This is a genomic window from Desulfobacula phenolica, from assembly GCF_900105645.1.
GTDB classification, from domain to species: Bacteria; Desulfobacterota; Desulfobacteria; order Desulfobacterales; family Desulfobacteraceae; genus Desulfobacula; species Desulfobacula toluolica.
Window position 1 is genome coordinate 38,345 of the sequence record NZ_FNLL01000002.1, and the last position, 11,484, is coordinate 49,828.

At 35.4% G+C, this 11,484-nt stretch carries 10 protein-coding genes; all 10 read right to left on the bottom strand.

Annotated elements, in window-relative coordinates; all coding sequences use genetic code 11:
- Positions 1-11: 11 nt before the first annotated feature.
- The 10 genes from BLT94_RS02690 to BLT94_RS02735 all read right to left on the bottom strand — a co-directional run bounded on the left by BLT94_RS02690 (position 12) and on the right by BLT94_RS02735 (position 11,478).
- Positions 12-1,001, bottom strand: a complete 990-nt coding sequence (locus tag BLT94_RS02690) for a glycosyltransferase (protein WP_139168971.1) — start codon at positions 999-1,001, stop codon at positions 12-14.
- 2 nt (positions 1,002-1,003) lie between these two features.
- Positions 1,004-2,464 carry a B12-binding domain-containing radical SAM protein gene (locus BLT94_RS02695; protein ID WP_092230160.1) on the bottom strand — a complete coding sequence of 487 codons (1,461 nt, stop codon included), beginning with the start codon at positions 2,462-2,464 and terminating at the stop codon, positions 1,004-1,006.
- Between the two features lie 9 nt (positions 2,465-2,473).
- The gene (locus BLT94_RS02700; RefSeq protein ID WP_092230162.1) at positions 2,474-3,475 is read right to left on the bottom strand and encodes a radical SAM protein; all 1,002 of its coding nucleotides are present in this window, start codon (positions 3,473-3,475) and stop codon (positions 2,474-2,476) included.
- 60 nt (positions 3,476-3,535) lie between these two features.
- On the bottom strand, positions 3,536-4,597 hold the full coding sequence (locus BLT94_RS02705; protein WP_175530253.1) for a radical SAM protein: 1,062 nt from the start codon (positions 4,595-4,597) through the stop codon (positions 3,536-3,538).
- On the bottom strand, positions 4,587-5,675 hold the full coding sequence (locus BLT94_RS02710; protein ID WP_092230166.1) for a radical SAM protein: 1,089 nt from the start codon (positions 5,673-5,675) through the stop codon (positions 4,587-4,589). The genes BLT94_RS02705 and BLT94_RS02710 overlap by 11 nt, the downstream gene beginning before the upstream one ends.
- 22 nt (positions 5,676-5,697) lie before the next feature.
- Complete coding sequence (locus BLT94_RS02715; protein ID WP_092230168.1) at positions 5,698-6,531, bottom strand: FkbM family methyltransferase; 834 nt, start codon at positions 6,529-6,531, stop codon at positions 5,698-5,700.
- 117 nt (positions 6,532-6,648) lie between these two features.
- Positions 6,649-8,205: a B12-binding domain-containing radical SAM protein gene (locus BLT94_RS02720; protein ID WP_092230170.1), complete on the bottom strand. Its 1,557-nt coding sequence runs from the start codon at positions 8,203-8,205 to the stop codon at positions 6,649-6,651.
- A gap of 57 nt (positions 8,206-8,262) precedes the next feature.
- Positions 8,263-9,150: an SDR family NAD(P)-dependent oxidoreductase gene (locus BLT94_RS02725; RefSeq protein ID WP_092230172.1), complete on the bottom strand. Its 888-nt coding sequence runs from the start codon at positions 9,148-9,150 to the stop codon at positions 8,263-8,265.
- A 12-nt stretch (positions 9,151-9,162) separates the two neighbouring features.
- Positions 9,163-10,212 (bottom strand): radical SAM/SPASM domain-containing protein, encoded by a 1,050-nt coding sequence (locus BLT94_RS02730; RefSeq protein WP_092230174.1) that lies wholly within the window; start codon positions 10,210-10,212, stop codon positions 9,163-9,165.
- A gap of 3 nt (positions 10,213-10,215) precedes the next feature.
- Complete coding sequence (locus BLT94_RS02735) at positions 10,216-11,478, bottom strand: DegT/DnrJ/EryC1/StrS family aminotransferase (protein WP_092230176.1); 1,263 nt, start codon at positions 11,476-11,478, stop codon at positions 10,216-10,218.
- Positions 11,479-11,484: the final 6 nt, after the last annotated feature.

An 11,484-nucleotide genomic window follows, 5' to 3' on the forward strand; every position in this document is an offset into this window, starting at 1 on the left:
AGAAGAATTACTTATCTCACCCTGGGGTCTACCAATCCGATCACCTGACCAGATGCATAACCAAAATGCTGAATTAAATATATAACAAAAACATGCCATAACAAGTGAGAGCATTTCTTATGTGTGCATTGAAATAATGAATACAATATCAAAACCGGAAAGTAAGCAATTGGCATTAAAAAAAATTTGGAAACCCCAACAAATGGTATGAACAAAAAGGAAAAAAGAAAAATCAGAGGCAGGCAGAAGCTTATTGTCCACATGCAGGGATAACGTTTTAAAAGTCTTGCCCGCCCCCTTCCATACCGAAACATGTTCTTCAGCCATTGTTCTGGATTGGGTCGCATTTTGTGCCACACATATGATTCAGGAACAAACAGGAACTTAGCGCCTGTTTGCTTCAGCCGGTAATTAAGATCGGCATCTTCTGCTTCACTTGCCAAAGACTCATCATAATATCCGATCTCAACAATATTTTTTTTTTTATACAAGGCATTCAGATTTGCCAAGCTATCCACAAATAGGGCATGTTTAAACCTGCGGCCCTGAACACTGCTGAAACTACCTGGGAATGAATCCATTGCAACACCAATCGATTTTACAAAATCGCTTGCTCCATCAGAAGGTATATTTGTCCCGCCCACAGCTACAACATCCGGATCACTCTTTTGACTCTTCTGAAAATATTCAACAAGAATGCCCAGCCAATCATGAGGTGCTTTGCAATCTGCATCAATCAGGGCGATATAATCGTATCTGGAAAATTTAATCCCTGCATTTCTTCCTGCTGCAGTACCTTTTTTAGTTTCAAGAATAAACCGCACGTTGGAGTGATTTTTGCTGACCCCTTCCACAATGCTTCGGGTATTGTCTGTTGAGCCGCCATCAACAACAAGAACCTCAAATTCACCTTTGGAATATCCTTGGTTAATCAGAGAATAAATACAAGACAATATATTTTCAGCCTCGTTCAAACATGGAATAACAATAGATATATTCATAATTATTTTGAATTTCCCAGCTGACCTGAAATTATTTTTTGAAAAAAAGCCCACCCTGATTTCAATGATCTATATCCTTCGGATGGAGAAAACATTAATTGCAACAATTTCTGATAAATATATTTTGGTCTCAAATGGTATTTTCTTAAATAATAATCACATAATGAGACCATATCTTCTGATGAGAGTTCCGGCGTATTTAGAACACAATTATGAAGCCCTTCATCCGTTAACCACCTTGAAAAATCCTCAGTTTTTAGATATCCGTTTTTTTTCGCCCATTCATATGCTTCTGTACCAGGGTATACATATAATGGATAAAATTGCATGCTGTCACAATTTATTTTTTTGGCAAAGGCATAACTTTTTTCCAAAGTTTCACGCGTATCCCCTGGGTTGCCTGTCATGATGCAACCGTGAACCAGTAGTCCAGCTCGACGGGCATCAACGGCAAATTGATAATACCGTTCAACATGTTCGCCTTTATTCATACCATCCAGAACTGGCTGGCAGCCGCTCTCAAAGCCTACCGTAACAAGCCTGCATCCTGCCTGTTTCATACGCTTGAGAAGTTTGTAATCTACATCCCCTCGCACATTGCAATACCATTTAATCTGAAGATTTCTTTCTATTATCAGGTTGCAAATCTCCATAGCTCGATTTGGATTTGCGGTAAAACAATCATCTTCAATCCCTATTTCTCTGATACCCGGCATATTATTGATGATATATTCAAATTCATCTACAACATTTTTAACAGACCTAACCCGGTAATACCTGCCATGAAATACTTGTGGATACACACAAAAAAAACACTTATGAGGACAACCCCTCCCGGTCATAATCATAACCATTGGATAATTTGCTGCGGCAAAAAAATACGCCTTTGGGTTCAAATATTTATTATAAATTTTTGAAACAAAAGGAAGCTCATCAAGATTTTTTATCCTGCTTCGAAGCAAATTATGAACAATTTCAACACCTCTTCTGAAAACCAGTCCATTAACATCTTCAATCGGCATTTTTCTTTCCAGATTGTTTGCCAGATGGCAAATGGTATAATCATATTCTCCCATAGCCACAGCATCCACATATTGACTTATTTGAAGGGTATCATCAGGCAGGGCAGAAGGGTGAGTTCCAACCAGAACAATAAAGCTTTCAGGGAAACAATGTTTTAATTCATCTGCAATACGTACATCATTGTAAATACTAGGTGTACTAGTATCAATAACTATTAATTCGGGAGTAAATGTCTCTACCATTGACGTGATCGCGGATAAACTCAATCCGCTGGCAGGTGCATCAATCAGCCTTACCTCATGCCCGGCCTCCTCTGATACCCCTGCTGCATATGCCAGCCAAATGGGGTAATAGAGTGTTCCGCCCTTGGTTACAGCAGGACTTCTGGAGGTTCGTGAGAATCGACCTTTAAAAGGTGGATTAAAAAATAAAATTTTCAATTCTTCTTTTTAAATATCATCAATGGCTTGTTTTATTGTTAAAATATCACATTTTTTGCACCAGGTTAACTTTCGATAGTTTTGTCTGAATTTGCAATATTTTTTCCCAAACCAAATTTCTTTCAAAGACCGGTTTATAACATTCCCCATCTTATGCTTAGCTAAAGCACAACAAGGTCTTGTATTACCATCAAGGTCAAAATAAACGAAATCTTCCAGACGAGGGCAGTGCGTTTCCAACCTCAAAAAAGGACGCATATAATGATAAAGTTTTCCTTTCCAACCTGAATAGAACTGGTCCTGTACACAGTCAATTCTTATACCATACCGTTTCCGATACTGTTGAAACTTTTTAAAAATTTCTTTTTCTTCATGGGGTGATAACCGCTCACCTGGTTCGGCTGTATTTAGATTTAAACGAGAAATATTGACTCTAAAGACATTTCTCTTTGTGGCCCAATCAATGACATCAAACAAATCTTTTTCAAATCCCTTGATCAATACGGCCTGTAATGTGACTCTCGGCGTAATAGAATGACATGCGTCGCGTACCTTAATAAGTTTTTCTATCAATGGCAAGGCTTTATAATTTTGATGCATGGGATGCCCATTATCCACACTATCCACTGAGAATGTTATGTGATCCAAACCTGACTCCATAAGCGTTTGAATTTTTTTTTCATTTAATAAAAGCCCATTCGAAGTAAACTGAACTTCAAACCCCTTATTTTTGCAATATTTTATGGCATCAAAAATTTGGGGATAACAGAGCGGTTCGCCAAAGCCAGTTAGGCCAATGGTATGGACACCTTTTAATTTATCGACAATATTTTGAAATACTTCAAATTCAATATGCTCAAACTTCAATCCCTCAATATAACGCCTTACACATTTTTTACAGTTCAGATTACAAATATTTGTTATTTCAATTTGAGCAAAATGAGGCACTGCAAGTGGCTTTCCAGCCAATCGATAGAATCCCCTTTTAATAAATTGCAAATTTGCTCCCATTTCAGACCCCTTTTGATCTTGAGCTATTTTATATTTTTTTCTATTGCACCCTTATCAGAATTATTTAATTTGAGTAATAGTTCCTACAATATTCACCAGTTTTTCAAGTCTTGTTTTTCCTCCACGACAAATTTGACAGGTTTTAGTAGGCATCCGTTTCCGTCTAAGTTCATGGGCAACTCTCATTGCTCTATGACTATATAATATTTTCTTAATATTTTCTTCCAATGCATTTCCAAGCTTATTTCTGACATCAAAATCCAGGCAGCATGTTGATACATCGCCATTCCAAAAAACTGCGAAATGGTCCAATAGTCCCATACATGCCCCATATTTTGCAGGGTAACAATTTTTCTTATCACGGTATCTATCGACCACTGTAGTCCAACTATTGAGCGCATCAAATCGAAAAATCAAACCCGGGGTAATCGGAATCTCAATATAATATTGCAATTTCGATTTTATATTATCCGTAAACTCATCATAGGAAGGAATGGTGATATTTAATTTTTGCCCTATCTTTTTTATAAAGGCATTTAATTTTTTTGTGTCTATATATTCATCATTCTTCTTGCCAACAATATACCGGCAATAATAGGACGATTTAAAAAATGCAATTTCAACCTCCGACAGAGAGTTGGACTCATATTTTTCATTAATAAACTTTATAACAGAATCGGAATAAGACTCTTCCTTTAAATATGTCGGTACACTGTTACCACTCCAAGAGAAATTGGATATCCTTAGGCTTATTGTGATTTTATCAATTTTTGCATGTAAAAGCATTTTCCGAAAATCCTCATCCTGAAAACGCGATGCATTTGTTGTTAAATGTACCCGAAAATTAGTATTTTCCTTGATATAACGGACCATTTTAATTAATTGCGGATGTAGGGTTGGCTCTCCAATCCCTGCAATTTTAATATTAGAAATAACATCTGATTCTTTTAAATTTCCAATAATTTTCTTAAAATTTTCAAAGTTCATCTTGCCTAAAGGTCGAGTCATTGCCCCTCTGGGACAAAACCAACAATTAAAATTACAAATATTTGATATTTCCAAATTAACATCTTGAAATCGTTCAGATTGAAAATAAAATGACTTTTTTTTTTCAATTGTCATTGACATCACTACCCTTTTTTTCCAGAAGCGCTTGGACAGTTATTGGATATGGATCTGCCGCACAAATATGAGGAAGATAGCGATTGATAAAATCTATATCCTCTGCCGGAATACACCCGATCCCCTTCCCCTTGATCTTATCAAATTCGTTCACTCTTTTTAGTATTAAATGTAAACTTTCATTTTTTAAATTACCGAAAGAAATATGAATAAAATCACATGGCATCACATCTCCATATGCAGAAATCGCAAACAATTTAGAAAAGGCAGGACAGATCGGACATTTCTGAACACAATTACGTGATAAAAATGGATATTTTTCATGCCACTGCTGCATATTATCTTTATCTTCTTCCGATATTATAATTTCTTTTTTATTTTCACATCTTCCCAGAGGAACCGCTGCTAAAAAAGTTAATTTAATTTTTCTTTTAACTGCAAAATCAACTATTCTTCGAAAGCTTTCAGTCTTTGTTGTTCCGTTATAAACAACAAAATTTATGGATAAATTCATATTACATTTTTGACATATATCAATGGTAGCCATTGCTTTTTCATAAGCGCCTTCAACGCCTCTATTCTTATCATGTTCCACTCTAAACCAGCTATCCAAAGAAATATTTAATTTATCCACTCCCAATCTTTGATATGCTTTTATTTTTTCTTCATCCAGAAGAAAACCATTTGTGCTAACCGCAATATGTGACTTATGGGGACTGCAACTTTTGATAAGTTTAGGAAATTCCTTATCAAGAAATGACTCTCCTCCAATAAAATCAAAGGTCAGTATCCCTTCCTTTAAGCAATTCTTAAGAATTTTTATTTTTTCATCCGTTGTAAGGGAGCTTTTGTTTGTTCTAAAAAAAGATTTCTCGTAACAATGGGCACAATTAAGAACACACTTGTAATGTGTGGCAAACAAAACTGACCAAAATCTACATTTTCCCGTACTCTTTTCATAAACGATCCTCTGTAGAACTCTTAAAATGAAAAGAGGTTTCTTGATCATCAAATTAACAGTTAATAGTGATGCTATTCTTCTGCTATTTAATCGATGAATCCATTTTATAATTTTCATGACATCCAATTTTTTTTGTTGTTCAAGTTATTTTTTCGATTCCGGGCAACAAATAAATATTCATGTCCTTACAATTTTTATAATCCTTAATTTCTTCCAAATTATCATTTTTTAATTTGAAGACACGGTAATTTATTGACTCTGCAAGCTTACATATCCCATTGAATTTATGGTCATAACCGGCCCCCCCAGCTTCGACCTGAAGAATGGGTCGACATTTTTTTATAGTTTCAAGCCCCCCTTTTATAACCTCAACTTCTGCTCCTTCAACATCCAGTTTGATAAAAATAACATCATTTGCATGAAAGCTGTCTAATGTTTTCACGTCCACTTTAACCTGTCGATCCCCTTGATTGTTATGGAAAAGACTGGCTCCAGAAGGTTCAGGGAGACAAGAGAATATCTGAGGGATAAAAAAGGAAATATCCTTATGATTCCTATCAAAAAGCGCTAAATGATATACCTGGACTCGGTTATTGTCTTGAAATCTATTTTTGGTATAACCATAGCAATACACGTCGGGATCTATTGCAATAATCTTTGTTTTTTCATTGGTAACCTTTAGGAAATGACGAGTATATAATCCGGAATTTGCGCCTATGTCAAAAATTGTCCCTGATTTATTATCATTTATCAAATACTTTAAATAATCCATATGGTCTTTTTCGTAACGGCCTAAAACATATAAGCAATGCATAAGGTTACATTTGAAAATGATATATTTTTTATAATTGGATCTAAAGTACAGTTTATACAAAAGGATTTTAATTGCATTATAAGCCATAAATTTTAATTTATCCAAAAATGGCGAAGTTATTTCATTGGCATTTAAATATTTATCCAATATTGCTTTCATTTAAATCAATCTCCCTCATTTGCTTATTTTTTATTTTTTTCATCAAAGAAGAACAAACCCAGTCTCCGGCTCTAAATATCAAGCGGAAAGACATCTCGCCAGCACAGTTTAAACATCCTATAGTTTTTTTATGGCTTTTCTTCCTAAATAATGGAGGCGGTTTAGCATCTTGCAGTATTTGGGAGTTAAAAAATAAAAGTCTCCATGTAATGAAAAATAAAAAGCTCTCTTTGAAAAATTGAAAAACTTTAGCATCTTTATAAGTGCTGTAAATTGCATGTCTGAATTCATAATTTTACTGTTCACAAGATACTTTATAACAAATGACGGCATTTTAAAGACGCCATATAATGATATTAACAAATTTGGAAACGTTCCTTTTGGAAACTTACAAAGAAGATCATTTCTGCTATCAGATTCTACATATTTTTCATCAATCGCTTTTTTTGTAAGAGATGTCTTCGGTAAATACTCAAGAGAAAACGTATTTAAAAAATAGGGACGGGGAAGTTTATCCAAGAAGAGAATCGTCTCTTTTAGATCGTCACTGGTTTCAAAAGGATTATCTAAAATTATATCGCACTCTGTTGGAATAAGATATTTCTTAAATTTGGATAAGGTATCCATGGCTTTAATCATTCTTGGTGGGGATATTTTTCTTCCATAAAGGTCCAGAGTTCTTGGATTACCGCTTTGGATACCCATCCTTACATGTTTTAGCCCTGCGCCAATTAGTACATGTATTTTTTCCTCTGTAATACTGGTGGGAATGGCCCCGGTAATTTTCAAATTCAGACCAATTTTATTCCTGAATTGCTCGGCAAAATATTGTATCTCCTTTGTGCTGAGAGAAAAAAAAGCATCATCAGTCAGAAAAAAAGTTGTGATATCAGGGTATGTTTTTTTTATATTTAACAGCCCTTGGATAAAATAATCCACACTTGGTCGCCTGAGCTTTGAATAATTCTTATCAATTTTAAACATGATGTTATTGGAGCAATATGTACATCGGAATGGGCACCCCAGTGAATACATTACTCGGTAATGGGGTCCACTGTATTTGTATTGATGTTCTTCTGAAAATTTTATTATTTTACTGCCTTCCTGGATGTAATTATCTTTCAGACCGTAATCCATGAATGGCATTTCTTCTAATTCTTTATTGCTTAAAAGAGGTCTGTTTGAATTCTTAATAATTTTATCGCCAACTTTAACTATAAAATTTTTTACAGTTGAGACATTCTGATTCATTTCAAGTCGTTGAAGATATTCCAGAAATGCTTTCTCTCCCTCTCCAACACAGACGGCATCAAAATCTTCAATTGCATCCTCTTGAACAATAGTTGCGTGGGCACCACCAAGAACCACTTTTTTTTCGGGATATTTTTCTTTAATTGCTCTAGATAGGAGCCCCGCTCTTCTGTGGTGATTGGTCATGCATGACATTCCTACACATACACTACCTTTAACCATTTCCAGAATTTGATTCTTTACACCTTCATCTATTTCAGCGCCAAATGTTGCTTGAAAGCGATATTTAAATGTAGTTGTATCATTTGAAACCAAAAAAATTTGATCCACTCTGTATCCATTTTGTCTGATAAAGCTTGCTATCTTTCGAATACCAAAATTACCAATGGAGTCATCAACATTAATTAGCGTTATCTTTCTCATGAACTAACTCTCTTTTTGTTTTCGGATAATGGTCACAGCAAGAAGAAGGGCTGAAAGTTATTGGTACTTTTTTCCAACGCTATTTTTTTTATGACTTATGCGCTGAAAATATTTGTCCCTGTACTCAAGCAATGCCTTATTGCTTTTAACTATCATTTTGTCAATAAATCGGGGCATCCAGTAATTAAGATGACAACCTATTTTATCTTTCCAGGTAGAAAGATCAATTTCATCTCCACCGTCTTCAATGGCAGAAATTATTTTTTCCACGACGATTTCCGGTTTTTTTACAGAAGCAGCTACCTTTGATTGAAAATTGTAGGTTTGAAGCGCCCCATGGGGCCTCATATTCTGAAAATAATTTGACTGAAAGGCTCCAGGATTTACATATAAAGTTCTTACGGATGTTCCATCCAATTCAGTTTTTAAACTTTCGTGCAATGCAGCAAGAGCCATTTTGGATGAACAATAAGACCCCATTCCCGGAAACGAGTGATACATCCCTGAACTCATAATATTTACAATGACGCCAAAATTATTCTTCAACATTTTGGGTAACATTTGCTGAATCAAAAGGACTGGAGCAAAAGTGTTAACCCTGAAATTTTCTTCAAACACATTTACAGGTGTATCCATAATAAATCCAGGGGGATTATATCCGGCACAATTGAACAACAGGGTTGGGTTTTTTTTTATCTTGGATATTATCTTTCCATATACATCAGAAAATGAATCCAGATTAGTTAGGTCGTACCTTAAAGAATAAGATGCTGAACCATTTTCCGTACATTTTTTTTTCAGTTCATCTAAACTTGAAGGATTTCGCCCCAGCAGAATAAGAGTTGTTTTTCTTTTTGATAGTTCTATTGCAAGAGAGCGCCCAAGGCCTGAAGAAGCACCGGTAATAAATGCGACTTGTTCCTTCCATTTCAAGCGATTCCTCATTCAAGTTTTCCTTTATTTCTTTGAATCCATTATTCTTAATAAATATTCTTCTAATCTATTGTCTGAGAAATTAACGACAGCATCAGAAAGAATTGCTCTAATCCCTGCCGGAATGCCCAAAATTGTTTTTGAATCGGTTATGGCACAATTTTCACAGATCGGTGATATCTCCTGATGAGAGTTTTTTAGCATTGCTTGCCGCAGCCCTACCAAATGTTCACCATTCCAAATATCTAAAATATTATCTGTTTGCAGATTGCCCAGCTGATACTCATTATTAAAGTTGCAAATACAGGGGACAACAACCCCATCCCATTTCACACAAAGCATTGACCACAACCTGCCGCAGGGGTTAAAAACATTTTTAGATTCTCGACATATAAAGTTTGTATCTTCTTTTAGATTGGCCCCCCACGAATTAACTTCTCTTAGCCGAATATTGTTTATCAGCCCTTTAAATTGGCCAAAAAATTTCTTTTTCTCTTCATCTATTTCTGTTTTGCCATCAAGCATCAGCATGGAAAGCGTACAATGGGGAATTTTACTTTTTGCTTTATTTTTTAATTTTAAGAAATAAAGGATATTGCCAAGGGTTTCCTCAAAATTTGCACCTCTTCGGGCACTTTCATAATTTTCTTTTGTATGTCCATCAAAAGCAAAACTGATCATATCGAGATTCGCGTCCAACAACTGATGTGATAGTTCCTTTGTCAATAATGTCGCATTTGTATTTATCATCGTCTTTATGCCGGCTTTTGAGGCATATCGCACCATTTGAGAAAATTTCGGATGTAAAAGAGGTTCTCCCCCAACCGCCAGTAGAACAGTTGATGTAAATGGTTTGATTTGGTCAATTATACGCATGTATAATTCAAAATCCATATACCCTTTTTGAATCTTTGTCATGCCCCTCCCATTTGGACACATAATGCATCTAAGGTTGCAATGATTTGTCGGCTCCACATAAAAATAAGTGGGGTAATTTGATACGATCGTTTTTTTTAAACGATAATTATATAAGGAAAGTAATGATTGATATAAAATATAAAACTTTTTCACCATGATTTATTTTTTACCCCTGAAAAACTGTTTAACTCTGTCTGCAACATACAGGATATCATCATAAGTCAAATTAGGATGTGTTGGCAAAAAAAGCACTTTCCCGTTCAGTTTTCCAGCTGAAGTATAGGGTTCCAAAGCAAAATTTATAAACCGCTTAAAGGACGGAACACACATTGCCGATTCGTCTTGAGCATCAATTCTATTTTGAAACAAATATTTTTGTAATTCATCCTTGCCCTGATAATATATTGCATAATGCACAAATACATTATCACCATTTTCTGAATTCTGTGGTCTTACTATCTCTGTGATATGTTGAAGTTCACGATTTAAAATTTTTGCATGCTCAATTCTCTTTTCATTTGTTTGATCAATTCTTTTCAGCTGTTTCCTGCCTAAAGCGAGTTGTGCGTCAAACATATCAGTTTGAAATTCTTTTGGTACTTCATTGTATGGAGGCATTTGATATTTAAACCAATCTTGATATTTTTTCTCACCTAAAAGCTGATAATCGTAAGTTTTTGGAAAAAGAAACCATCCAAAGGCGTGTTTATTCGTCAAAAATTTTAAGACCATTCCTTTAAGCAGCTTTGCGGCCTTCTCTTTTCTTCCATATTGAAAAAAATTTTTTTTTATTGCCTGAAGCTTTTTTATAAAAACACCATCATTCGACGTAACCATTCCGCCACCGAAACCATAAAAACTTTTCCCATAACCAAAGCTAAAAACACCAATATCAAATGCCCCCGCCCGCTGGCCCCCGAAGAAACCGCCACAGGCTCTTGCACAATCCTCAATAACTCTTAAAGTATGTTTTTTTGCAATCTCCATTATTCCATGCATATCAGCGATGCGGCCATTCAGATGGGTTGGAATGATTGCCCGCGTCCTGCTTGTAATTTTTTGAGTTATCTTATTGGTATCAATATTCATTGTTTTAAAATCAACATCTACGAATACGGGCTTAAGCCCAGCAAGAAGAACCATCGCCGTATCAACCCAAAATGAAAATGCAGGAAGAATTATTTCATCACCCTCATTAAATTCCAAAGCTTTTAGAGAAAAATAAAGCGCCGAACGGCAATTTGAAAAGGTCATTGCTGCTTGAGTGCCAATAAAACAAGCAAATTCAGTTTCAAAAGACCGTTTTAGGCTCCCATCGTTCTCTTTTATAGGGTCTATAATTTTCCCGAGGGCCCAAAGCATCTCTCCAGGCGTTAAATCAATCCAGGCTCTTGCATAATGGGGTTTTAAATTTAACAACATTGTTCC

Bases quoted from the DNA above. Each gene is read 5' to 3' on its own strand.
- BLT94_RS02690 (WP_139168971.1), bottom strand. From the start codon at position 1,001: ATGAATATATCTATTGTTATTCCATGTTTGAACGAGGCTGAAAATATA.
- BLT94_RS02700 (WP_092230162.1), bottom strand. From the start codon at position 3,475: ATGGGAGCAAATTTGCAATTTATTAAAAGGGGATTCTATCGATTGGCT.
- BLT94_RS02705 (WP_175530253.1), bottom strand. From the start codon at position 4,597: ATGACAATTGAAAAAAAAAAGTCATTTTATTTTCAATCTGAACGATTT.
- BLT94_RS02710 (WP_092230166.1), bottom strand. From the start codon at position 5,675: ATGAAAATTATAAAATGGATTCATCGATTAAATAGCAGAAGAATAGCA.
- BLT94_RS02715 (WP_092230168.1), bottom strand. From the start codon at position 6,531: ATGAAAGCAATATTGGATAAATATTTAAATGCCAATGAAATAACTTCG.
- BLT94_RS02720 (WP_092230170.1), bottom strand. From the start codon at position 8,205: ATGAGAAAGATAACGCTAATTAATGTTGATGACTCCATTGGTAATTTT.
- BLT94_RS02725 (WP_092230172.1), bottom strand. From the start codon at position 9,150: ATGAGGAATCGCTTGAAATGGAAGGAACAAGTCGCATTTATTACCGGT.
- BLT94_RS02730 (WP_092230174.1), bottom strand. From the start codon at position 10,212: ATGGTGAAAAAGTTTTATATTTTATATCAATCATTACTTTCCTTATAT.
- BLT94_RS02735 (WP_092230176.1), bottom strand. From the start codon at position 11,478: ATGTTGTTAAATTTAAAACCCCATTATGCAAGAGCCTGGATTGATTTA.